This window comes from Neorhizobium sp. PAMB6716 (assembly GCF_058242805.1).
Window position 1 is genome coordinate 907,928 of record NZ_JBZAYW010000002.1, and the last position, 23,099, is coordinate 931,026.

Annotated in this window: 22 protein-coding genes; 5 read left to right on the plus strand and 17 right to left on the minus strand. The window is 62.1% G+C overall.

Annotation, left to right across the window (positions count from 1 at the left end; genetic code table 11):
- Window positions 1-9 precede the first annotated feature (9 nt).
- The gene (locus AC4CWH_RS22755; RefSeq protein WP_491286212.1) at window positions 10-411 is read left to right on the plus strand and encodes a hypothetical protein; all 402 of its coding nucleotides are present in this window, start codon (window positions 10-12) and stop codon (window positions 409-411) included.
- Between the two features lie 2 nt (window positions 412-413).
- On the opposite strand, the gene AC4CWH_RS22760 is transcribed toward AC4CWH_RS22755, so the two are convergent.
- Window positions 414-1,325: a LysR family transcriptional regulator ArgP gene (locus AC4CWH_RS22760; protein WP_491321589.1), complete on the minus strand. Its 912-nt coding sequence runs from the start codon at window positions 1,323-1,325 to the stop codon at window positions 414-416.
- A gap of 100 nt (window positions 1,326-1,425) precedes the next feature.
- On the opposite strand from AC4CWH_RS22760, the gene AC4CWH_RS22765 reads away from it, so the two are divergent.
- Window positions 1,426-2,034, plus strand: a complete 609-nt coding sequence (locus AC4CWH_RS22765; RefSeq protein ID WP_491286208.1) for a LysE/ArgO family amino acid transporter — start codon at window positions 1,426-1,428, stop codon at window positions 2,032-2,034.
- Between the two features lie 15 nt (window positions 2,035-2,049).
- Here the strand turns inward: AC4CWH_RS22765 and AC4CWH_RS22770 are convergent, their stop codons facing one another.
- On the minus strand, window positions 2,050-2,487 hold the full coding sequence (locus tag AC4CWH_RS22770) for an Lrp/AsnC family transcriptional regulator (protein WP_491321590.1): 438 nt from the start codon (window positions 2,485-2,487) through the stop codon (window positions 2,050-2,052).
- 122 nt (window positions 2,488-2,609) lie between these two features.
- Here AC4CWH_RS22770 and rocF point away from each other — a divergent pair, with 122 nt between their 5' ends.
- Window positions 2,610-3,530: an arginase gene (gene rocF, locus AC4CWH_RS22775; protein WP_491286203.1), complete on the plus strand. Its 921-nt coding sequence runs from the start codon at window positions 2,610-2,612 to the stop codon at window positions 3,528-3,530.
- Between the two features lie 35 nt (window positions 3,531-3,565).
- Window positions 3,566-4,630 carry an ornithine cyclodeaminase gene (gene ocd, locus AC4CWH_RS22780; RefSeq protein ID WP_491286201.1) on the plus strand — a complete coding sequence of 355 codons (1,065 nt, stop codon included), beginning with the start codon at window positions 3,566-3,568 and terminating at the stop codon, window positions 4,628-4,630.
- Here the strand turns inward: ocd and AC4CWH_RS22785 are convergent.
- The 12 genes from AC4CWH_RS22785 to AC4CWH_RS22840 form a co-directional block, all read right to left on the minus strand.
- Window positions 4,624-5,445 (minus strand): HpcH/HpaI aldolase family protein, encoded by an 822-nt coding sequence (locus AC4CWH_RS22785; protein ID WP_491286200.1) that lies wholly within the window; start codon window positions 5,443-5,445, stop codon window positions 4,624-4,626. The two genes, ocd and AC4CWH_RS22785, sit on opposite strands and share 7 nt — an antisense overlap.
- 106 nt (window positions 5,446-5,551) lie before the next feature.
- The gene (gene glpK, locus AC4CWH_RS22790; protein ID WP_491321591.1) at window positions 5,552-7,045 is read right to left on the minus strand and encodes a glycerol kinase GlpK; all 1,494 of its coding nucleotides are present in this window, start codon (window positions 7,043-7,045) and stop codon (window positions 5,552-5,554) included.
- Between the two features lie 245 nt (window positions 7,046-7,290).
- The gene (locus tag AC4CWH_RS22795; protein WP_491286197.1) at window positions 7,291-8,061 is read right to left on the minus strand and encodes a TSUP family transporter; all 771 of its coding nucleotides are present in this window, start codon (window positions 8,059-8,061) and stop codon (window positions 7,291-7,293) included.
- Between the two features lie 2 nt (window positions 8,062-8,063).
- Window positions 8,064-10,055, minus strand: a complete 1,992-nt coding sequence (locus tag AC4CWH_RS22800; RefSeq protein ID WP_491287790.1) for an alpha-glucosidase — start codon at window positions 10,053-10,055, stop codon at window positions 8,064-8,066.
- An 11-nt stretch (window positions 10,056-10,066) separates the two neighbouring features.
- Window positions 10,067-10,831, minus strand: a complete 765-nt coding sequence (locus AC4CWH_RS22805; RefSeq protein ID WP_491286195.1) for an SDR family NAD(P)-dependent oxidoreductase — start codon at window positions 10,829-10,831, stop codon at window positions 10,067-10,069.
- An 8-nt stretch (window positions 10,832-10,839) separates the two neighbouring features.
- On the minus strand, window positions 10,840-11,724 hold the full coding sequence (locus AC4CWH_RS22810) for an SMP-30/gluconolactonase/LRE family protein (RefSeq protein ID WP_491286193.1): 885 nt from the start codon (window positions 11,722-11,724) through the stop codon (window positions 10,840-10,842).
- A 10-nt stretch (window positions 11,725-11,734) separates the two neighbouring features.
- Entirely contained in the window at window positions 11,735-12,541 is an 807-nt protein-coding gene (locus AC4CWH_RS22815) for an HpcH/HpaI aldolase family protein (RefSeq protein ID WP_491286191.1), read from the minus strand.
- Window positions 12,542-12,554: 13 nt separating this feature from the next.
- Window positions 12,555-14,291, minus strand: a complete 1,737-nt coding sequence (gene araD, locus AC4CWH_RS22820; protein WP_491286189.1) for an L-arabinonate dehydratase — start codon at window positions 14,289-14,291, stop codon at window positions 12,555-12,557.
- 5 nt (window positions 14,292-14,296) lie between these two features.
- Window positions 14,297-15,151 (minus strand): carbohydrate ABC transporter permease, encoded by an 855-nt coding sequence (locus AC4CWH_RS22825; protein WP_491286187.1) that lies wholly within the window; start codon window positions 15,149-15,151, stop codon window positions 14,297-14,299.
- 3 nt (window positions 15,152-15,154) lie between these two features.
- Window positions 15,155-16,024 carry a carbohydrate ABC transporter permease gene (locus AC4CWH_RS22830; RefSeq protein ID WP_491287789.1) on the minus strand — a complete coding sequence of 290 codons (870 nt, stop codon included), beginning with the start codon at window positions 16,022-16,024 and terminating at the stop codon, window positions 15,155-15,157.
- A gap of 186 nt (window positions 16,025-16,210) precedes the next feature.
- Window positions 16,211-17,449 carry an ABC transporter substrate-binding protein gene (locus tag AC4CWH_RS22835; RefSeq protein ID WP_491286185.1) on the minus strand — a complete coding sequence of 413 codons (1,239 nt, stop codon included), beginning with the start codon at window positions 17,447-17,449 and terminating at the stop codon, window positions 16,211-16,213.
- A 101-nt stretch (window positions 17,450-17,550) separates the two neighbouring features.
- On the minus strand, window positions 17,551-18,627 hold the full coding sequence (locus tag AC4CWH_RS22840; RefSeq protein ID WP_491286182.1) for an ABC transporter ATP-binding protein: 1,077 nt from the start codon (window positions 18,625-18,627) through the stop codon (window positions 17,551-17,553).
- Window positions 18,628-18,868: 241 nt separating this feature from the next.
- On the opposite strand from AC4CWH_RS22840, the gene AC4CWH_RS22845 reads away from it, so the two are divergent.
- Window positions 18,869-19,921: a LacI family DNA-binding transcriptional regulator gene (locus tag AC4CWH_RS22845; RefSeq protein WP_491286180.1), complete on the plus strand. Its 1,053-nt coding sequence runs from the start codon at window positions 18,869-18,871 to the stop codon at window positions 19,919-19,921.
- A gap of 7 nt (window positions 19,922-19,928) precedes the next feature.
- Here AC4CWH_RS22845 and AC4CWH_RS22850 read toward each other — a convergent pair whose 3' ends face one another.
- The 3 genes from AC4CWH_RS22850 to hutG are packed head-to-tail and all read right to left on the minus strand — an operon-like array spanning window position 19,929 to window position 22,989.
- Complete coding sequence (locus AC4CWH_RS22850; protein ID WP_491286177.1) at window positions 19,929-20,498, minus strand: HutD/Ves family protein; 570 nt, start codon at window positions 20,496-20,498, stop codon at window positions 19,929-19,931.
- Window positions 20,499-20,500: 2 nt separating this feature from the next.
- Window positions 20,501-22,174 (minus strand): urocanate hydratase, encoded by a 1,674-nt coding sequence (hutU, locus tag AC4CWH_RS22855; RefSeq protein ID WP_491286175.1) that lies wholly within the window; start codon window positions 22,172-22,174, stop codon window positions 20,501-20,503.
- Window positions 22,175-22,176: 2 nt separating this feature from the next.
- Window positions 22,177-22,989 (minus strand): N-formylglutamate deformylase, encoded by an 813-nt coding sequence (gene hutG / locus AC4CWH_RS22860; protein ID WP_491286173.1) that lies wholly within the window; start codon window positions 22,987-22,989, stop codon window positions 22,177-22,179.
- Window positions 22,990-23,099: the final 110 nt, after the last annotated feature.

A 23,099-nucleotide genomic window follows, 5' to 3' on the forward strand; every position in this document is an offset into this window, starting at 1 on the left:
AGGGCCGACATGCAGATCGACATCGAGACACGGATGGATATTGCCGGCGAAATCATGGAAAGGCTGATCGAGCAGAACCTGTTGCTCACCAGCCGGGTGATTGCGCTTGAAAATATCGCGGCCTATCTGATTGCGCAGCAGTTTTCCGGGCCGGAGCCGGACCGGGACGGACTGGCGCGCTTTGCCGGAGATGTCGGGGGAACAGCGCTCTGCATCGCCAACGGGATGCAGGACATGCCCGACCACCTGAAGCCGGTGGAGGTTCCGCAGGCCATGGAGCGGGTGCTGTTCATGGCAGAGGATCTGTTCCATCGGCGGACTGTTTCACCGCAGCCCGCGGCAGACCTGCTGAAAAGCCTCACGGATGGCCGTGCCGATACCGGACGCCGCGCCCCCGGCGCTGCGGTTTGAGGTTATGTGCGGCCTTCGGGTGACGGCAGCAGCATCTTTCGGGCAACGGCCACCACATGGCGTGTCAGCGCCTCGAGCGGTTGCCCGGAAAGCCGTGTCGCCTGCCAGTCAAGCGCGATATCGACGGGGGTATCCGGCAGGAGTTCCACCAGCCGGCCCGCCGCCAAGTGCTCCTTCACCAGCATGTCCGGGTTCATGCCCCAGCCGATGCCGGCGAGGGCCGCGTCGACGAAGGCATGCGTCGAGGGAAGCCAATGGCTGGGATGGACGAGATCGGCGCCGAAATTTTCGCGCAACCATTGGCCCTGCAGCCGGTCCTTCTGGTTGAAAACGAGGGCTGGCGCGTTGGCCAAAGCGTCCGCCGTCACGCCATCGGGGCAGTAGCGCGCCAGAAAATCCGGGCTTGCCGTTGCCCGGTAGCGCAGGATGCCGAGCGGCGTTCGCCGGCAGCCTGCCACTGGTTTTGACAGGCCTGTCACGGCCGCCAGCACCCGCCCGCGTTGCAGCCATTCGGCGGTATGATCCTGATCGTCCACCGCGACATCCACGAGATAACCGGTCTCGCGGGTGAAGCGCGCCAGTGCTTCGATGAACCAGGTGCCAAGGCTGTCGGCATTGGTTGCGATGTTGAGTGTTACCCTCTGTGGCTCGCTGCCGGCAAGGCCCGGCAACTCCTGAAACAGGGCGTCTTCCAGCATGCCGACATGCTCCATGTGGCGGCAGAGCCAGGCGCCTTTTTCGGTGGCAGTGCAGGGCGTACCGCGCACGATGAGCACGAGGCCGAGCCTGTCCTCCAGCTGCTTGACCCGCTGCGATATGGCAGATGGCGTGACGTTCAAAACACGCGCGGCTTTTTCAAAGCTGCCGGTCTGGATGATGGCGGCCACGGCACGCAGGGCAGGGTAGTCGATCATGGCATTAGCTCGGCTTCATCTAGATAAGCAACATTAATTAGCCTGAAGGGAAGGCCGGCGCTATGGCTACCGGCACACGATCAGGAAAGTGCCCCAGAGAATGATTTCCTCCGCCAGTCTCACCGGTTTTACAACCGGCCTCAGCCTCATCCTCGCCATCGGCGCGCAGAATGCTTTCGTGTTGCGCCAGGGACTGCTCGGCCGTTACGTGTTTGCGGTCTGCTTCGCCTGTGCGGCGTCGGATGCGGTGCTGATCCTCATCGGTGTGACCAGCTTCCGGCAAATCGCGGCCCTCTTGCCGTGGCTTGATCCGGTCATGCGTCTCGGAGGTGCGGCGTTTCTTCTCTGTTATGGCGCGCGCAGCCTCTATTCAGCTTTCCGTTCCAGTGGCAGCCTTTCGCCGGACGGCGGGGCGGTGGCGGGGCTGTGGCGCACGCTTGGCCTTTGCCTTGCTCTCACCTGGCTCAATCCGCATGTCTATCTGGATACGGTGGTGCTGCTCGGTACGATTTCGACGCGCTTTCCCGGTGCCGAACTCGCCTTTGCCGCCGGGGCCACGCTGGCCTCCTTCAGCTTCTTCTTTTTGCTCGGTTACGGCGCCGGCTGGCTGCGGCCGATCTTCCTGAAACCCTTGAGCTGGCGTGTGCTGGAAGCGGTGATCGGCCTTGTGATGTGGGCGATTGCGCTGAAGCTGCTGCTTGGCGCTTGAGACCGGCCTCGGCCTTCAGAGGCGCGCCCGCGTGCTGCGGGGCGTGGCGAGCAGCAGGCTGGTTTCGCTGGCGGTAATGCCCGCCACCAGCCGGATACGGCGCAGCACCGCGTCAAACTCCGTGAGGCTTGCGGCACCCACTTCGACAATCAGATCGAAGCGGCCATTGGTGGTGTGGATTTCGGAAATTTCAGGAAAACCACCGAGCGTCTGGATCACCCGGTCAGCCATGCGGCCTTCGACCTCGATCATCATGATGCCGCGCACCGGCAGTTCCACCGCGTCGGCCCGCAGGATCACGGTATAACCGATAATGTTGCCGCTGGTTTCCAGCCGTTCCATGCGGCCGCGTACGGTTGCCCTGGAGACGCCGAGGTCAATGGCGAGATCCGAGACGCTGCGGCGCGCATCGTGGCGCAGGAGCGTGATCAGCCGTAGATCCAGATCATCCATTCGAGATGCCGTTTTGATTGATGAAGCTGCCATATTGATAGGTTAAGCCATGAGAAATGGCAATTCTTGGTGTTCGGATTGCCAGGGGACTGTGGTCTTATCCAGTGAAAGGGAGACAAGGCATGTTATGCAAACTGATCGGCGTTCCGCTGCAGGATGGTGCAGCGCAACTGGGGTGCGAAATGGGACCGAGCGCCCTGCGCACGGCGGGCCTCGTCGCGGCACTGGCCGGGCTTGGCCATCAGGTGGCCGATCTCGGCAATCTGCAGCCCACGGTCGGCGAACCGGTGGCGCATCCGAATGGAGCGGTGCGCAATCTGGCAGAAATCTGCGGCTGGATCACCGTGATCGAAGAGGCGGCCTACCGCGAAAGTGCCGAGGGCATGCCGATCTTTCTCGGTGGCGATCACGCGCTTTCCGCCGGCTCGGTTGCCGGCCTTGCGCGCCGCGCACAGGAAAAGGGCCGGCCGCTTTTCGTGCTGTGGCTTGATGCCCACACCGATTTCCACACGCTCGACACCACCGGCAGCGGCAACCTGCATGGCGTGCCCGTCGCCTATTTCACCGGTCGTCCCGGCTTTGCGCCATATTTCCCTGAACTGGCCGCTCCCGTCGATCCGAAAAATGTCTGCATGATCGGCATTCGCAGCGTCGATCCGGCCGAACGGGCAGCGCTTAACGAGACGGATGTGCTTGTGCATGACATGCGCGCCATCGATGAGCATGGTGTGGCCGCACTGCTGCGCGGCTTTCTCGAAAAAGTCGCCTCCGTCAACGGCCTGTTGCATGTGAGCCTCGACGTGGATTTCCTCGATCCGTCCGTGGGGCCGGCCGTTGGCACGACGGTGCCGGGCGGTGCAACCTTCCGCGAGGCGCATCTTGTCATGGAAATGCTGCATGACAGCGGCCTCGTTTCCAGCCTCGACCTCGTGGAGCTTAATCCCTTCCTCGATGAGCGGGGCCGCACTGCAACCGTTCTGGTGGATCTGACCGCCAGCCTGATGGGCCGCACTGTGATGGACCGCCCGACACGCAGCTACTGACCGCACCCGCTTCACGCAAACGCCGGAGAACTCTCATGCCTGCACCTGGAACTCTCAATCTCGTGCCTTTTGTCAGTGTCGAGAACATGATGAACCTGGTGCTGGCAACCGGCGTCGAAACATTCCTCACCGAACTTGCCGTCTATATCGAGGAGGACTTTCGACGCTGGGAGGCGTTTGACAAGACGGCGCGTATCGCCTCCCATTCGACGGATGGCGTGATCGAACTGATGCCGACCAGTGACGGCCGGCTCTACGGGTTCAAATATGTCAACGGCCATCCGAAGAACACGCGGACGGGACGCCAGACGGTGACGGCGTTTGGCGTTCTCTCGGATGTGGAGAGCGGCTATCCGCTGCTGTTGACGGAGATGACCATTCTGACGGCCCTTCGTACGGCCGCCACCTCTGCCGTTGCGGCGCGTTATCTGGCGCCTCAGGGTGCACGCACCATGGCCTTGATCGGCAATGGCGCACAGAGCGAGTTTCAGGCCATGGCCTTCAAGGCGATCCTCGGCATCGACCGCCTACGGCTCTTCGACATCGAACCGACTGCCAGCGAACGGTGCCGGCGCAATCTGGAAGGGTTCGGCTTTGACATCGAGATCTGCCGGAGCGGCGAACAGGCCGTGGAAGGTGCTGATATCGTCACCACCGCCACCGCCGACAAGCAGAGCGCCACCATCCTCAGCGACAACATGATCGGCGCGGGCATGCACATCAACGCGGTGGGTGGTGATTGTCCCGGAAAGACGGAACTGCACCGCGACATCCTGTTGCGCTCCGACATTTTTGTGGAATTTCCGCCGCAGACCCGCATCGAAGGGGAAATCCAGCAATTACCGGCAGATCATCCGGTGACGGAGCTTTGGCAGGTGATTGCGGGCCTGAAGCCCGGCCGGCGCGCAGCGCAGCAGATCACCTTGTTCGACAGCGTCGGTTTTGCGACGGAAGATTTTTCAGCCCTGCGCTATGTGCGCGACAAGCTCGTCGACACACACCATTTCGACATGCTCGATCTTCTGGCCGATCCGGACGAGCCGCGGGACCTCTTCGGCATGCTGCTGCGCCGCAAGGCGCTGGGTCTTTCCGCTCAGTAGGAGGCGGCGGCAATTACCGGCGGTGCCTCGCCCTTGGCGCGGGCATCCTGGATGGCGCGGTATTCGCCCATGGCGGCAAGGCCGCTGTCGCGCAAAAGCGCCACGTCATAGGGGCCGGGAATGAAGCGATAACCGCGCTCCAGCAGATCATGCACATTGGCGCCGGCATTCGGCACGGTACCCATGATCTTGCCGGCGGCCAGAATATCGCGTTCGGCCTTGCGGGCGAGCGCCTGCACTTCCGGATGGCCGGTCTGGCCCAGCCGGCCGACGGAGCCTGCGAGATCATTGATGCCGATGAAGATGATGTCGGCGCCTTCGATCGCCGAGATTTCAGCGGCATGCTCGACAGCGGTGTAGGATTCCAGCTGCAGCACGATCAGCATGTTGGCATTGGCCTTTTCCAGATAATCCGGCGCCGTGCCATAGCTGGAGGCACGCACCACGCTTGCCGCATAACCGCGAATGCCCTGTGGCGGATAAAGACAGGCCTTGACGGCTTCCACGCCGGCCTCTGGCGTATCCACCTGCGGGATCATCACCGACTGCACGCCCGCATCGATGACGCGCTTCAGAAACACATGGTCGTTCCAGGGAACGCGCACCACGGCCGGCGTCGGTGTGGATTCGATGGCGCGAAGCGCATCGACGATATCGCGGGTTTCGCCGATGCCATGCTCATGGTCTGCCAGCAGGAAATCAAAGCCGAGATGGCCAAGGATTTCGCAGTTCGTCGGCGATCCGCCGCCCACCCAGCAGCCGTATGCGGCGTCTCCGGCAAGAAGGCGGGCTTTCAGGTGGTTGGGCTTGAACATGCGGATAAACCTTGGACAGAACGATGATGAGGATGGGAAGGCGCACGATGTTGAACGGGGCGATCTTAACGCTCCGGCATCGTGCCGCCTAGCCGCAATCTAAAATCTAGTGGCCGAAGGCAAGGGTGCATTTTACCGCCGAATCCCAGCCATCGAGGAGACGGCGGCGTTCGCCGGCCTGCATCGAGGGCGTGAACTGGCGCTCGCGGTGCCAATCGGCAGCAAAGCCGTCCCGGTCTGGCCAGATGCCGGCACCGTGGCCGGCAAGCCAGGCGGCCCCGAGCGCCGTCACCTCAGACGAATCGGAACGGTCGACGGGAACGCCCAGAATGTCGGCGAGCCGCTGCATGGTCCAGTCGTTGGCCGCCATGCCGCCATCAACGCGCAGCAGCGTATCGCCTTCACCCGGCCAGTCCTTGCGCATGGCGCCGAGCAGATCACGCGTCTGGAAGCAGACGGATTCAAGCGCTGCCCGGGCAAATTCGGCGGGCCCCGTATTGCGCGTCATGCCAAACATGGCGCCGCGCGCTTCCGCATCCCACCACGGTGCGCCAAGACCGGTAAAGGCCGGCACAAGATAGACGTTCTGGCCCGGATCGGCCTTTGCCGCCAGTTCCGCCGTCTCCGACGCCTTGCCGATCATCTTCAGCCCGTCGCGCAGCCATTGCACGGCAGCGCCCGCGATGAAGATCGAGCCTTCCAGCGCATAATGGATCTCGCCATCAAGGCGATAGGCGATGGTGGTCAGCAGCCGGTTCTTCGAGGTGACCCGATCCCGACCGGTATTCAAAAGCGCAAAGCAACCAGTGCCATAGGTGGATTTCATCATGCCCGGCGTGAAGCAGGCCTGGCCGATGACGGCCGCCTGCTGGTCGCCGGCCACACCGCGAATGGCGATGGAACCGCCGAACAGATCCGGGTCCGTCTCGCCGAATTCATCGATATTGGAGAGGATCTCCGGCAGCATGGAGCGCGGAATGTCAAACAGCTGCAGCAGGTCGTCATCCCAGGCGGCAGTGCCGATGTTGCACAGCATGGTGCGCGAAGCGTTCGTCACGTCGATGACATGGCGTTTGCCGCCGGTCATCTTGTAGATGAGCCAGCTATCGACGGTGCCGAAGGCGAGATGCCCGGCTCTGGCGGCTTCGCGCGCACCTGAGACATTTTCGAGAATCCAGGCGATCTTGGTGGCCGAAAAATAGGGGTCGATGAGGAGGCCCGTCCGCTCGGCCACCAGATCGGAATGACCTTCCTCCCGCAGTTTTGCGCAATGGTCTGCGGTGCGCCGATCCTGCCAGACGATGGCACGGTGAATGGCCTTGCCGGTGCGCTTGTCCCAGACAAGCGCTGTTTCCCGCTGGTTGGTGATGCCGATGGCGGCAATGTCTGCGGCGGTGACGCCGGCCGTTTCCATGGCCTTGCGCGCTGTCTCAAGCGTCGTCGTCCAGAGATCCTCGGCCTCATGCTCCACCCAGCCGGACTGCGGAAAATACTGGGCAAATTCCATCTGGCCGGCGCCCCGGCTTTTGTAGGCGCGGTCGAAGATGATCGAGCGGGTGGACGTGGTGCCCTGGTCGATGGCGAGAATATAATCCTTCATGCGGCAGATCCCGTTTCCGTCATGGCGTGCAGATCATGGAGAGATCGGTGCGTCGAACCGATCCTTTAAAAAATTCTGGTTGGAAGTGCTGGTCACGGATGCACGCCGCGGCCGAGCCTTGCGGCACACCGGCATGACTGACATCAACTCCTCCGTCTCCGTCGCTCCCAACGACAGTGCTCTCTTGGTAGCATAAATGGCAGCCGGCAAAAGCCCCGTGCGCCGGCTTTTGCGCCAGCCTTCGCTCATGGCGCACCGGCCAGCACGTGAACGAGCGTCGGCATGGCAAGCGAAAGGCCCGACAGGAACAGCATCAGAAAAGCCATGCGCCGCAGGGAAAGCGGCGATAGCGGCGGCGGATGGCGCCGCGCAAGATAGGTGGCTGCCATCACGACGGGAACGGCAAGCAGTGCGGGCCAGAAGGCGGCAGAGGGCAGGCGTCCGGTTGCCGCGACCAGCCCGAGGCGGATCAGCGCATTGACCGCAAAGATCGCCACCAGCGTTTCGCGCACGGCCGCGGGCTTCAGTGGCTGGCGGTAGAAATGATAGATCAATGGCGGCCCCGCCGTGGAAAACAGGCCCCCCATGATGCCGGCCACCGCTCCGAAGCCGGCAAACGAGGCGCGTCCCGACGGCACGGCAAGCGGCGCCGGCTTCAGCGACAGCTGGATGCTGGAGGCGACGATGACAAACCCGAGCATCAGCTTCAGCCAGTCCAGCGAGGTGGCCACCATCAGGCCGAGCAGCCAGTAGCCGAGGCCGAGAAAGACGAGGCTTGCGGCAAGCGCCGGCAGGAACTGCGCCACGGCAATATCCCGCCAACCCTTTGCCAGCACCTGCGCGGCATTGACCACGACAAGAATGCTGACCAGCACGGCAGCGTCGGTGAGCGGAATGACGCCGGTCAACCCGACGCCTCCCATCATGATGAGGCCGAGCGCAAAACCGGTCAGCGTTTGCGTATAGGCCGCAACGAAGGCAATCACGAGCAGGCCGGCAAGGCCCTGGGGCTCCATGCTCAGAGTGTCCTCAAGGCATCAAACAAGGCGGCCTTATCGGCGCCCTTGCGGTAGAAGACCGGCGGGGAGCCAAGCGGTGCATCCACCGTGATCGTCTGGCCGCCCGTGTGCTCGGCGCCACTCCAGACATGCACCCAGGCCTCGCCACCTGGCAGGTAGACGTGCCGGGTCGTTTCGCCTGCCTGCCAGACCGGAGCCACCAGCAGGTCACGGCCGTAGAGATAGGCATCCTGGATCGCGTAGGTTTCCCGGTCGTCTTCATGGTGGAGGAAGAGCGGGCGCTGTACCGGCAGGCCGGTTTCGGCAGCTTCTGCAGACAGCACCTTCAGGTATGGCGCCAGATGCACATAGATGTCGGTCATGCGGGCAAAATGGGCCAGAACCTCCGGGTCCTGGTCGATCTGCAGGTTGTCGCGCGGACGGTTGCCCTCGTGGCTGCGCATGACGGCGGTAAACGCTGCCATTTCCGCCCAGCGCATGATGAGTTCGCTCGTGCGCACATTGCCGAACAGGCTGGTGTAACCGCCGATATCGGAATGGTGATAGGCATTGCCGAGAAGGCCCGACGACAGCGCACCGCACATCACAGTGACAAGCCCGTCATGGCGGGAGAAATCCACCGACTGGTCACCGCCCCACAGAAGCGGGCAATGGGCCTGAACGCCGGTAAAGCCCGCGCGCATGAAGAACAGCGCTTCGCCCGTCTTGCCCCGGCTCTCCACCGCCTTGGCATTCACTTCGGCCCAGAGCGTCGGCCAGGCATTGTGCATCAGCTTGGCATCGATGCCGTTCTTCAGGTGGACGTCGATCGGCAGGTATTCGCCGAAATCGGCCATCCAGCCGGACAGGCCAAAATCCAGCATGTTCTTGCCGATCACCTCTTCAGCAAACCAGTCGGCTGCCTCGGGATTGGTAAAATCGACCACGCCGCAATCGAATTCGCCGAAATCCACCAGCGCGGTGCTGCCAAAATTATCTGTGGCGAAATAGCCCTTGGCCTCCGCCACCGGATAAAGCGGCCCGTCGACGCAGAGATAGGGGTTCACATACCCGAGGAAGCGGATGCCATCATCCTGCAGCTGGGCAATCTTCTGGCGCAGGTTCGGATAACGCGCCTCATTGGCCTGCCAGTCCCAGAACAGGCGGGCGCCGAAAGAGGTGTGGCGAAGACCCACCCAATCCTCGCACCAGAGCCCGGCAACCTTTACGCCAGCCGCCCGCATCGTCTCCATACGGGCAAAGGAGTTTTCGCCGTCCTTCAAGCCAAGGATTGCGCCGCCATAGACCCAGTCGGGAAGCTGCGGTTGCCGGCCGAAGCGCGTGGAAAGCTGCCCGACCAGCGCCACGAATGTATCTGCCGCAAAAAATTCCAGACGCTCGGGAATGGCCCAGATCTCGATCTCGTGAAATTCGCTCCGGCTAAAATCGAAAACGGAATAGGCCGTGGTTTCGACATGCGCCGCGTAACGGCGCGAAGAAATATAGGTCGGCTGCGGATAATTGGTGTTGTAATAATCGCCGCCGGATTTGCCCGTCACATCCGCCTTGAAGGTGATTTCGCTCGACTTGTCGCGGCCGACGCCGGGTTCGGAAGTCCACAGCGGAAATTTGCGGCCGCGCATGTCGAAATAGGACATCTGCTCGCCACCGCCCCAGACATGTTCGCCGTCTTCGGCAACGAGACGGATCCAGAGCCGGTTGATGGCGGCGTCCATCGTCTCCGTCAAAACGTGATTGCCGGCAAGGCGCAGGCAAAATCTTGCCGGCTGGCCCATACCGGTCGCCAGTTCGATGCGGTCATCGACGATCTCGGCATGGCAAAGCGCCACGCGCTCGACCACGTAATCCTCGATATCGAAATTGCCGCGATACATGTCCATCCGCTCGATCCCGCGCCCAACGAACAGGGCAGGGGCGGCGGCGGTGTGGCGCAGGATTTCGCGGCCGTTGAGCGTAAGGGTAAAGCCGCCGGGGATCAGGTCGAGTTTCATGGACATGGCTTTCAGTTCTGGGTGAGGCCGGCATCAACGACGAAATTGGCGCCGGTGCAGCCGGCGCTCTCGTCGGAGCCGAGGAAAAGGGCAAGGCGGGCCACGTGGCTCGCATCGAGGCGGAATTTCAGCGCCTGCAGGTCGATGAACTGCTGGTTCTGCTCCGGACTGGTCCAGAGCGCCAGCTGGCGCTCGGTCACGATGGCGCCCGGCACGATGCAATTGACGCGGATGCCGGAGGGGCCAAGCTCGCGCGCCAAGGTCTTCGTCATGCCGTTGATGGCAGCCTTCGCCGTCGTATAGCCCACCATGCCCGGGCGCCCGCGCATCCACGAGATCGAGCCCGTCATGATGACCGATCCGCCACCCTTTTCCGCCATGGCTTGCGTTACGGCTTGCGTCGCGAAAAACTGATGGTCGAGATTGAGCGCCAGCGCGCGGTGCCAATAGTCCGGCTCGACCTGTGCCATGGCGTGGCGGTCATCCTTGCCGGCATTGTTGAGGAGAACGTCAACGACGCCTTGTTCCGCCTCGAAGGCGGCAATCGTCTCCCGCAGCGCCGAAATATCCGTGACGTCACAGGGCTTGAAGTTCGCGCCGCTTGCCTCTGCGGTCGCGGCACCTGCGGTCGCATCAATGTCGAGGAAGGAGACGCGGGCACCCTGGTTGCGGAAGGCCTTGACCATTTCCTCGCCAATGCCCGAGGCACCGCCGGTGATCAGGACGTGACGGTTTTCGAGTGAGGCATAACGGACGGTATCGTAGGAGGCGGACATTGGAGGTCTCAGATGTCTGGGTTGAACAGGGATTTTGGCAGGCCGGGCGTTTCTGTGCGCATGGCAAACAGCGCGCCTGAAAGCGGATATTCGGCGAGTTCTTCGTCGGGCCGGCCGATGCTGGCTGAGGTGCAGTAGAGGGTGTTCAGATCCGCGCCGCCGAAGGTGACCATGGTCGGGCATTTGGCGGGAACCGGGTATTCGGAAAGAAGCGTGCCATCCGGCGCATAGCGTTGGACGCGGCCACCTTCGAAAAGCGCTGTCCAGTAACAGCCCTCGGCATCGACAGCACCGCCATCGGGGCGGCCCTTGTCGGTGTCGGAGCCGAATTTTGCAAAGAGCTGCCGGTTGGTGGCAGCGCCCGTCACGACATCATAATCATAGGTATAGAGCGAATAACGCAGCGTATCGGAATGGTAGAGGCGTCGGCCATCGGGCGAAAAGGCAACGCCATTGGAGGTGAACAGGTCTCCCGCCAGCTTTTCCAGCCCACGACTGTCATAGCGGTAAAGACTGGCCGTGCCGCGCTCGCGCGTCTCGTCCACCGTGCCGGCGATGAAGCGGCCCGCGGGGTCCACCATGCCATCGTTAAAGCGGCTCACCGTCTGGTCTTCCGGATTGTCCGCAAGCTTGGCGATCAGTTCGCCTTTGGCAGAAATCAGCCAGAGGCCGGAGCGCAGACCGGCCACGAAACCGCCTCCCAGCGCCAGACCGATACAACCCACCTCTTCCGGCAGGGTGATCGTGCCGAGCGCGCTGGTGGCCGGATCGAAGCGATGGATGCGGCTCTGCTTGATGTCGACGAAATAGAGCACCTGTTCGGCGACCGACCACAGGGGGCATTCGCCGAGTGACGTCTTCACATCCAGAACGCGTTCGAAACCGGCTTGCACGCTTGCCACCTCAATAGGCCGCGGCAGGGGCGGACGTCGCAGGTTTTGCTTCGCCCTTCATCTGGGAAAGCCAGTCATTGGCACGACCGGTCATCATGGCGACATCAGACGCGATGGCGGCAAAGTCATAACCATAACCGATGAAGCGCTTCACCATGTCGGGGTTCGGGCCGACAATGCCGACCGGCTTGCCGGCAGCGTGGGCATCCTTGGCGGCCTTTTCGATCAGCGCCTGGACTTCCGGATGGGCGATATTGCCGATATGGCCCATGGCAGCCGACAGATCGCCCGGACCGACGAAGAGCGCATCAATGCCCTCGACGGCAGCGATTTCCGGCAGGCGTTCGATGGCCTCAGGCGTTTCCAGCTGCACGATGGTGCAGACGTCGTTGTTGGCGTTCTTCAGGTAATCCGGAATGGTGCCGAATTTCGAGCCGCGATGAACGGCGGCAACGCCACGGATGCCGTGCGGCGGATAACGCGTGTAGGAGGCGGCAGCCTTTGCCTCTTCCGCCGTCTGCACGAAGGGCAGCATGACAGTGCGCGCACCGGCATCCATGCAGCGCTTGACCAGAACCTGATCGTTCCAGGCAAGACGCACCACGGCATCTGCCGGCGTGCAGCCGATGGCGCGCAGGATATGGGCCAGATCGGACACTTCGATCGGCACGTGTTCCATGTCGACGACGAGGAAATCGAAACCGGCATAACCGAGCGCTTCGGCAGTCGTTGGCGCCGCTGCCATCAGCCATGTGCCAAGAGGTGTGGCGCGGTTCTTGTCCGACAGCCAGGACTTGAAGGGGTTGAGCGTGCTCATGGACAAAAATCCTTTAGAAAATGACCGGGTCCGGCACCTTGGCCGTGCCGCCGAGAAAGTCGAAGTCGCAGCCCTCATCCGCCTGGCTGACATGCTGCTGGTAAAGGGCGGCAAAGGAGCGTTCGTAGATGCGGGCCGTCGGCTTCCATTCCGCCCGGCGACGGGCGATTTCCGCATCGTCCACAGCCATGTTGATGGTGCCGGCGGCCACATCCAGCTCGATGAGATCGCCGGTCTTCACCAGCGCCAGCGGGCCGCCGATGGCCGCTTCCGGCGAGACATGCAGGATGCAGGTGCCGTAATGCGTGCCGCTCATGCGCCCGTCGCAGATGCGCACCATGTCGCGCACGCCCTGCTTCAAAAGCTTCTTCGGGATCGGCAGGTTGCCCCATTCAGGCATGCCGGGCGCCCCGACCGGGCCGGCATTGCGCAGGATGATGACGGTATCTTCCGTGATATCGAGGTCCGCCTGGTCGAGCGTCTTGTTCATGGTGGCGGGATCGTCAAAGACGATGGCCGGGCCGACATGCTTTAGGAACTTCGGATTGGCGGCAGAGGATTTCATGACAGCGCCATTGGGGGCGAGATTGCCGCGCAGCACTTCCAGCGTTTTTCCGCGCGAGAGCGGAACGACCGGATTGTCCTCGCCACGGATCACGTCATCGTTCCAGCAATCGGCAGTCGCAATGTTTTCGCCGATGGTCTTGCCGTTGACTGTGGGACGAGAGAGATCGAGATGATGCTGGTACTTGCGCAGCAGGGCATTGAGCCCGCCGGCGAAATAAAAGTCTTCCATCAGATATTCGCCTGAGGGAAAGACGTTTGCGGCAACGGGCACCTTGGCGGCCATGGCCGACATGTCATCCAGCGTCAGGTCCACCTGCGCGCGCCGTGCCATCGCCACCAAATGCACGGCGGCATTGGTGGAGCCGCCGAGCGCCATATAGGCGACCAGCCCATTTTCAAAACTTGCCTTGTTGAGGATGTCGGAGGGTTTCAAGTCCTCCCAGACCATCTCGACAATACGCACGCCGCATTCGGATGCCATGCGCGGATGGCCGCTATCGGTCGCCGGGATCGAGGAGGCGCCGGACAGTGTCAGCCCCATGGCATCAACGATGGAGGTCATGGTCGAGGCGGTGCCGATCGTGTTGCAGGTGCCGGCCGAGCGGGTCATGCGGCTTTCCAGATCCACCCAGTCATCCTGGGTGATGTTGCCGGCGCGCAGTTCGTCCCAGTATTTCTTCGTATGGGTGCCGGCACCCGTCTTAATGCCGCGCCACTGGCCGTTCGACATCGGACCTGCCGGGCAATAGATCACCGGAATATCCATGGAGATAGCGCCCATGATCAGCGCCGGCGTGGACTTGTCGCAACCGCCGAGCAGCACCGCGCCGTCGATCGGGTGCGAGCGCAGCAGTTCCTCGCATTCCATGGCGAGAAAATTGCGGTAGAGCATGGTCGTCGGCTTGACCATCACCTCGCCGACAGAGAGCGCCGGCATTTCCACCGGATAGCCGCCCGCCTGCCACACACCGCGTTTCACCGCTTCGGCCCGGTCGCGCAGATGCGCGTGGCACGGGCTCATCTCGCTCCAGGTGTTGATGATGCCGATCACGGGCCGCCCCATGAACTCGTCGCGGCGCATGCCCATCTGCTGGGTGCGCTGGCGGTGGGCAAAACCGCGCATGTCATCGGAGGCGAACCAGCGCTGGCTGCGCAGTTCTGACAATTCCTTACGCTTCGTCATGTCGCTTATCCCTTGATGCCGCCGGAGGTGAGGCCGGAGACGACCCGTTCCTGGAAAATGACGATGAGGATCGCGACCGGCACGATGCCGACGACGAGGGCTGCCGAAATCACCGGCCAGGGGAAGGCGAACTCGCCCTGATAAAGCTGGATGCCGACGGGAAGCGTGCGAAGCGCCGGATTGGAATTGAACGACAGCGCCAGCAGGAACTCATCCCAGGCATTAACGAAGGCCAGAATGCCGGCGGTGAAGACACCCGGCGCGCAGAGCGGCACGACCACCTTGAACAGCGCGCCCATGCGGGTGCAGCCATCGATCATCGCGGCATTTTCCAGATCGCGCGGAATGCCCTCGAAGAAGGAGACGAGCATCAGCGTGCAGACCGGCAGCGACAGGACGGTATAGGGCAGGATCAGCGCGATCCAGGTATTCAGAAGGTTCAGCGCCCGCATGATCTCGAACAGCGGCACCAGCAGCGTGACGAGCGGGAAGGTTGAGACCGCAATGATCAGCGACAGGATGAGGCCACGATATTTAAGGTTGAGGCGCGCCAGAGCGTAAGCGGCAAGCACAGAGACGAGCAGCGTCAGGCAGGTGGAGAGCAGCGCCACCATGAAGCTGTTGAACAGGAAGACATGCAGCGGCTGGTCGGAAAAGGCCTGCATGTAATTGGCAAGCGTGGGCGTATGCGGCAGCCAGGTGATCGGCTTCACCGTCAGCTCCGCTTCCGTCTTCAGCGATGTGAAAAGGATCCAGAGGGCCGGAAACATGCCGTTCACCAGAAGGATGGTGGCGGCGATGAAGCGCAACGGCTTGCCGGAAAAGAACGAGTTGGCCCCAGAGGCGGCGACCTGGCTCATGGGTTACTCCTTGGTCCTGATAATGCGCAGGTAAACGGCGGTCACGCACATGGAGAGCGCGAACATCACGACGGCGAGCGCCGAGCCGTAGCCGAGATCGAGGAAGGACACGGTGTTCTGGTGGATATACATGGCAAGCGTTGCCGTTGATGTGCCCGGCCCGCCGCCTGTCATCATGAAGGGGATGTCAAACGTCTGCAGCGCCGTGATGGTGCGGAAGATCAGCGCCACGACGATGGCCGGCTTCAAAAGCGGCAGGGTGATTTCGAAAAACTGGCGAATGCGGCCTGCACCATCCACATCGGCTGCTTCATAAAGCGAACGCGGAATGGTCTGCAGGCCTGCCAGAATGATCAGCGCCATGAAGGACGAGGTCTTCCAGACGATGGTGAGACAGATGGCGGCAAAGGCGAGTTTGGGTGAATTGAACCAGATGACGCCGGGAAAACCGAAGCGCGCCAGCACATCGTTCACAACGCCATATTCCGAATGGAAGAACCAGGCAAAGATCAGGCCGGCAAAGGAGAGCGGCAGCGCCCAGGGAATGAGCAGCGACAGGCGCACCGGCCACTGCATGCCAAAGGGCAGGTTGGCGAGAAGCGCAAGCCCAAGCCCGACAAACAGCGCGCCCGGCACCGTGATCAGCGTGATCAGCACGGTATTCCAGGTGGTTTCCCAAAACACCGGATCCTCGATCATCAGCTGGTAGTTTTCCAGCCCGACGAACTCGGCGGGTAGGCCTGATGTCAGCGAGAGCGAAAAGAAGCTGGTATAGAGAAGCCGCAGAACCGGATAGACGATGATCAGCGACAAGAGGATGGCAGCCGGCGCCAGGAGCAGCACGGCAAGCGCGCGGTCGCTGAGATCGAGCATCTTCGTCCAGGCCGGTTGCCGTTTCTCTAGCTCGTCGTTGGTGGTGAAGGATGTCACCGTCGCATCTCCCGCGATTGGCTTTTTGGTCAAAGGACAGGCTCCGGGGCGGCGATGAGGCCGCCCGGTTGCGTGTCGGATGAGGGGAGGGGCGCCCTTTGGCGTCCTTCCCGAATTTCTGCTTTAGGCTTAGCGCAGGATGCGCTTCAGGCGCGCTTCGATCTGGGCGGCACCATCTTCCGGCGTCATGACACCGGCAAGAACCGCGTTGACGGTGGTGCGGATCGTTTCGCTGACCTCGTTGTAGCGCGGCGTGACCGGACGCGGCTTTGCGGTTTCAACCACCTGCAGCGCATCGGCAAACCAGGGGGCAGCCTTCAGAACGTCGGCATCCTTGTAGAGATCGGGATAGGTCGGCAGCAGCGAGCCGTTGACCGCCATGAACTTGGACGAATCCTTGCTCGAGAGGTATTCGACAAGCTTCTTGGCCTCATCCTGATGGGTGGAATACGCCGAAACGCCCCATTCCCAGCCGCCGAGGCAGGTGGCCTGCTCGCCGCCGGTGATGGCGGGAAGGCGGGCAACGCCGACCTTGCCGGCAATCGCCGATTCCTTGCCCTGCGACTGTGCCCAGGCATAGGACCAGTTGACGGCGAAGATGGCGTTGCCGGCTTGGAATTCCTTGCGGGTATCGTCCGTTGCCACTTCGGCAATGTTCTTCTTGGCCACGCCGTTATCGACGAAGCTCTTCCAGAGCTTCAGGGACTTTGTGGCCGCGTCCTTGTCGAAGGTCAGCTTGCCGTTGTTGACCAGTGACTTGCCCTGGCTCCAGTAGGGGAGGAGGAAGGTGCAGACGGCGCCTTCGATGGCCTTGCCCTGGAAGGACAGACCCTGCAGGTCGGGGTTGTTTTCAGCGCCATTGATCTTCTTGACGGCAGCGGTCAGCTCGTCCCAGGTCTTGGGCGGCTGAATGCCATGTTTCTCAAGCAGGTCCTTGCGATAGTAGAGGAACATGGAATCGGCAAAGGCCGGCAGGGCGACGACCTTGCCATCCACCGTATTGGCTTCGGCATAGGCCGGCAGATAGACCGACATGTCCTTGCCTGCAAACGGGCTCGTCCAGCCGGCTGCCGCAAACTGCGCCGGGCGGATGACGTCGAGGATCAGCACGTCGAGCGAGCTGTCCTTGGCCGACATGATGGTGTTAAGATACTGCGCCTGCGCTTCCGAGGTGTTGCCGCCGGTTTCGATCGAAACCTTCGTGCCGGGATTGGCAGCCTCGTATTTATCGAGAATCTGGCGCCAGACCTGCGGCTGATGCTGGCTTGAAATATAGACTTTCAGCTCTGTATCGGCAAAGGCTGGCTGCGCGATGGCGGCCATTCCGGCAGACAGGGCCAAAGCTGCGGTTGTTATTCTGTAGTTCATATCGTCCTCCCAAAACGGTAAGTCTGTCCGCGGGCCCGTGTTCTCCCCCGCGTTCGGAGCATGTGAAATCTGGCCTTGTCCAGTGCGGATCAGGCGGCGGATCAGGCGATCGTGCGCTCGGTCTTGGCATCAAAGAGATGAACCTTGGACGGATCAAGCCCCAGGCGCATTTCGCTGCCGACCACAGGGCGCATGTCCGGCGGCATGCGCGCCGTCAGCGTCTCGCCGCCGATCTGGAAATGCACGAGCGTATCGGACCCGAGGGGTTCCACGACCTGGACGCGCGCCGAAAGCGTCATGGCCGGGTCGGCCAGCGTGACAAAATGTTCAGGCCGGATGCCAACGATCAGCTCGCGGCCTTCCATGGCGCCGTCACGGCCGCGGTTGAGGCCCGACAGCGGCAGGCGGTCGCCATTGGCAAATCGCAACGCGTCGCCGTCGACGGTCACCTTGGCGAAATTCATTGCGGGCGAGCCGACAAAACCGCCGACAAAGACGCTTTGCGGCTGGTTATAGACCTCGTCCGGTGTGCCGACCTGCTCGATATCGCCCCCGCGCAGGATGACGATGCGGTCCGCCAGCGTCATCGCCTCGACCTGGTCATGGGTGACATAGATGATTGTCGTGCCGATCTGCTGGTGCAGGCGCTTGATTTCGGTGCGCACCTGGCCGCGCAGCTTGGCATCGAGGTTGGACAGCGGTTCATCGAACAGAAAAACCTGCGGACGGCGCACGATGGCGCGGCCCATGGCGACGCGCTGGCGCTGACCGCCAGAGAGCTGTCCGGGTTTGCGGTCGAGCAGATGCGCGATGCCGAGCATTTCGGCGGCCTCGCCGATACGGCTTTCGGCATCCTTCACGGCAACGCCGCGCACCTTCAGGCTGAAACCCATGTTTTCGCGCACGGTCTTGTGCGGATAAAGCGCGTAATCCTGGAAGACCATGGCGATGTCACGCTCGCGCGGGGCAAGCTTGTTGACGACGCGATCGCCGATCAGAACCTCGCCGCCGCTGATCGATTCCAGGCCCGCCACCATGCGCAGCGTCGTGGACTTGCCGCAGCCCGATGGGCCGACAAACACTACGAACTCGCCATCCTCGATGGTGAGGTCGATACCCTTGACGATGCGAAGCGAGCCATAGCTCTTTTCAAGCTTGCGAAGACTGACCGAAGCCATCCGTTCCTCCCGAACGCAGGACGTCGAAATCCTGCTTTATCCCATTGCGGCAAATCATAGCGCTACGATTTATAAATGCAATGCCTGTTTCGGGCTTTCTTGATGTTGTGGAAAAGGGCGACAGAAAGGGCAATTTTATTGTTAAATAACATCGTATTCTCACCAAAGACGCTAGAATTCGATTGCCGCATGGGATGCAAAGAGTTAAAAAATATCATCGCAGCGCTATGCAGGGGTGGACATGGCCGATCATCTGAAGTCTGGACTGGAGCGCCCTCAGCGACGACGCCGCAAGATGCAAAGCATCACCATGACCGATGTGGCCGAGCATGCCAAGGTCTCGCCGTCGACCGTTTCGCTCTACCTGCGACGTCCCGAAGCCGTATCGGCAAGCGCCGGCAGCGCGATCGCCCATGCCATCGACAAGCTGAATTATGTGCCCAATCTCATGGCAGGTGGTCTTGCTGCGGCAAGCTCGCGCGCGGTCAGCATTATCGTCCCTTCCGTGCGAAACGCCTTCTTTGCAGAAACCGTCTCCTCCATGCAGACGGCGCTTCGGCGGGAGCGGCTGCAGGTTATCCTCGGCCATACCGAATATGACGAGCGGGAAGAGGAGGATCTGGTGCGCACCGCCTTATCCTGGTCGCCGGCAGCCATCGTGCTGACGGGCCTTGCCCATAGCGATGCAACCCGGCGCATGCTGTCGCATTCGCCCGTGCCGGTTATCGAGATCTGGGAACTGGGCGGGCCACAGATCGAAACCGCCATCGGATTTCATCACGCCGAGGTCGGGGCGGCATCCGCCCGCCACCTGATCCAGCAGGGACGTCAGAATCTGCTTTATCTCGGCGCGCGCATGCATGAGGACCAGCGCGCCCGGCAGCGCTGCGACGGATTTCTGGCCGCAGCCGGGGAGGCGGGCGTTTCAGTCGACGTGATGCAGCATCCGGCGCCGGCTTCGGCAGATGTGGGCGCCATGCTGCTGTCTGAAGCGATGCAGACGAGGCCCCTGACCGACGGCGTTGCCTGCTCGAACGACCATATTGCGCTCGGCGCCTTGTTTGAATGCGAGCGGCTGGGCATTGCCGTGCCGGACCGGCTGGCGGTGATGGGCTTCGGCGATCTGAGCTTCAGCGGTGCCTGCAATCCCTCGCTCACCACCATTCGCCCGTCGGGAGACCTGATCGGCAAGGAAGCGGCACGCCTCATCATCGACCATATGGCCGGCCGCGAGCCGCCGGCCCAGAGCGTGATCGACACGCGTTTTACGCTTCTGCACCGACGCAGCAGCTGAGGGCGGTTCAGCCCTCCGCGTTGATCGCAACGAGGATGACGCCGGCCCATCCCTCGACCGATATCGGCGGATCGCCGTCCTCGAGAAGAAGGCAGTCCCAGGTCTGCAATGTTGTGGCACCGCCTGACCATTCCAGCGCCATCTTTCCCTCGGTGCAGAAGAGCGCGCGGAGCGAAGGGGATGACGGCAGATCGAGTGGCAGAGACAGACGATGCACACTATGGCGCAGGCGTCCCCGCCGGGTCATGACGTTAAGATCGATCACCGTGCCATCGACCAGAACGGCCGAGGTCGCAACGTCTGCACGAAATGCCAGCGGGTCGGATTTGCGCGTCAGCGTCATCTCCGGCTGATCGTCCACCGCAAGGATGATGCCGGCGCCCGACAGGATCGTCAGGGTGCGATCAACACCTTCGAACATGGAGAACGGCCCATCGCAGGCAACCGTCGCCATGCTGATGCGCCAGTTAAAGGCGCTGAGCGGCGCGTCCGGCGGAAAGACGGCGATTTCCGCCGTCTCGCCGCCGCCGTTTTTCCACGGCATGCGCCTGTAGTTTTCGGCTCGGAGGATCTGCATCCTCAATTGCCCAGAATGCCGGGCAGGCGAAGACCTTTTTCCTTGGCGCAATCGAGTGCCACGTCATAACCCGCATCGGCGTGGCGCATGACGCCGGTTGCCGGATCGTTCCAGAGCACGCGCTCCAGCCGGCGTGCGGCATCATCCGTGCCATCGGCGCAGATGACCATGCCGGAATGCTGCGAAAAGCCCATGCCGACGCCGCCACCATGATGCAGAGACACCCAGGTGGCGCCCGAGGCGCAATTTAAAAGCGCGTTGAGCAGCGGCCAGTCCGATACGGCATCCGAGCCGTCCTTCATGGCTTCCGTCTCGCGGTTGGGCGAGGCGACCGAGCCTGAATCCAGATGATCGCGGCCGATCACCACAGGCGCTTTCAGCTCGCCGCTGCGCACCATCTCGTTGAAGGCAAGGCCAAGCTTGTGCCGGTCTCCGAGCCCCACCCAGCAGATGCGGGCGGGAAGGCCCTGAAAGGCGATGCGTTCGCGCGCCATGTCCAGCCAGTTGTGCAGATGCGTGTTGTCAGGCAGCAGTTCCTTCACCTTGGCATCGGTCTTGTAGATATCTTCGGGATCACCGGAGAGGGCTGCCCAGCGGAAGGGGCCGATGCCGCGGCAAAACAGCGGGCGGATATAGGCGGGAACAAAGCCCGGAAAGGCGAAGGCGTTTTCGAGACCCTCTTCTTTCGCCACCTGGCGGATATTGTTGCCATAATCGAGCGTTGGAACGCCCATGTTCCAGAAATCGACCATGGCCTGAACATGCACCTTCATCGAGGCGCGGGCAGCAACTTCCACGGCTTTTGGATCGCTTTCCTGTTTCGCGCGCCATTCGGCGACGGTCCAGCCGGAGGGCAGGTAGCCATGGATCGGGTCATGGGCAGAGGTCTGGTCGGTGACGATATCGGGCTTGACGCCACGCTTCACCAGTTCCGGAAAGATGTCTGCGGCATTGCCGATGAGGCCGACGGATTTTGCTTCGCCCGCCTTCGTCCACTGGTCGATCAGCGCAAGGGCCTCATCCAGCGTATGGGCTTTTGCATCGACATAACGCGTGCGCAGACGAAAATCGACGCGGGTCTCATCACATTCGACGGCAAGGCAGCATGCGCCGGCCATGACGGCGGCAAGCGGCTGGGCGCCGCCCATGCCGCCAAGCCCGCCGGTCAGGATCCATTTGCCCTTCAGGCTTCCGCCGTAATGCTGGCGACCGGCTTCGACAAAGGTTTCGTAGGTGCCCTGCACGATGCCCTGCGTGCCGATATAGATCCAGGAGCCGGCGGTCATCTGGCCGTACATGGCCAGGCCCTTCTTATCGAGTTCGTTGAAATGATCCCAGGTCGCCCAATGCGGCACGAGGTTGGAATTGGCGATCAGCACGCGCGGCGCATCCTTGTGGGTGCGAAACACGCCGACCGGCTTTCCCGATTGCACGATGAGGGTTTCTTCCTCGGTCAGCGTCTTCAGCGTTTCGACGATTCTGTCGAAATCATCCCAGGTGCGCGCGGCGCGACCGATGCCGCCATAAACGACGAGATCATGCGGGCGCTCTGCCACGTCAGGATCGAGATTGTTCATCAGCATCCGGAGCGGCGCTTCCGTCATCCAGCTTTTGGCGGAAAGCTCCGTGCCGGTTGCGGCGCGCACATCGCGCATATTGTGGCGTGGATTGGTCATGGTCATTCCCCCTTGTTCTTGAATGCAAATGCAATGGTCTCGATGCGTTCCAGAATGGCTTTCAGGTGCACCCTGAGCGTTTTGGCCTTCGCCTCGTCATAGGCAAAGGGTGGCGCTTCCGTCGTCAGATGACTGATCTGGGCCAACTCCATCTGGATGGCATGCACGCCCTGTTCCGGCCGGCCGTAATGGCGGGTTGTCCAGCCGCCCTTGAAGCGACCGTTGAGGATGCTTGTATAACCGTCAGCCTTCGCCGCAATCTCGGCGACAGCAGCTTCAATGGCAGGATCGCAGGTGCGCCCCATGTCCGTGCCAATGTTGAAATCCGGCAGCCGCCCTTCAAACAGATAGGGAATTGTTGAGCGGATCGAGTGGCAATCATAGAGCACCGCCACGCCATGCAGGGCCTTCACTCGCTCGATTTCGGCGGTAAGGGCTGCGTGATAGGGGGCGTGGAACTGAGCGAGGCGATGGGCGATATCCGCCTCTTTCGGCTCCTGCCCTTCGTGCCAGATCGGCAGGCCATCGAAATCCGTCTCCGGGATCAGGCCGGTCGTGTTCTGGCCGGGATAAAGACTTGTTCCCGAGGGATCGCGATTGGCATCGATCACGTAGCGGTGGAAGGTGGCGCGCACGGTGGTCGCTTCGGGCAAAAGCCCGGCATAGAGGTCGTGGATATGCCAGTCCGTATCGGCCAGCAGTTTGCCGTTGTCGTTCAGCCTGTCGTGGATCTCGGGCGCAACCTCTGTTCCCGTATGCGGGAAGGCGAGGATGACGGGGGAGGTGCCCCGGGTGATGTGAAAGGTGGCGGTCATCAGAAATCTTCCCCAATTGGTTGAGAAGCGATCAAGGTTGGTGCGAAAAACCCCCTCACCCCGCCTCCGCTTTGCTCGGCGGCCCTCTCCCCGAGGGAGAGGGGATCACT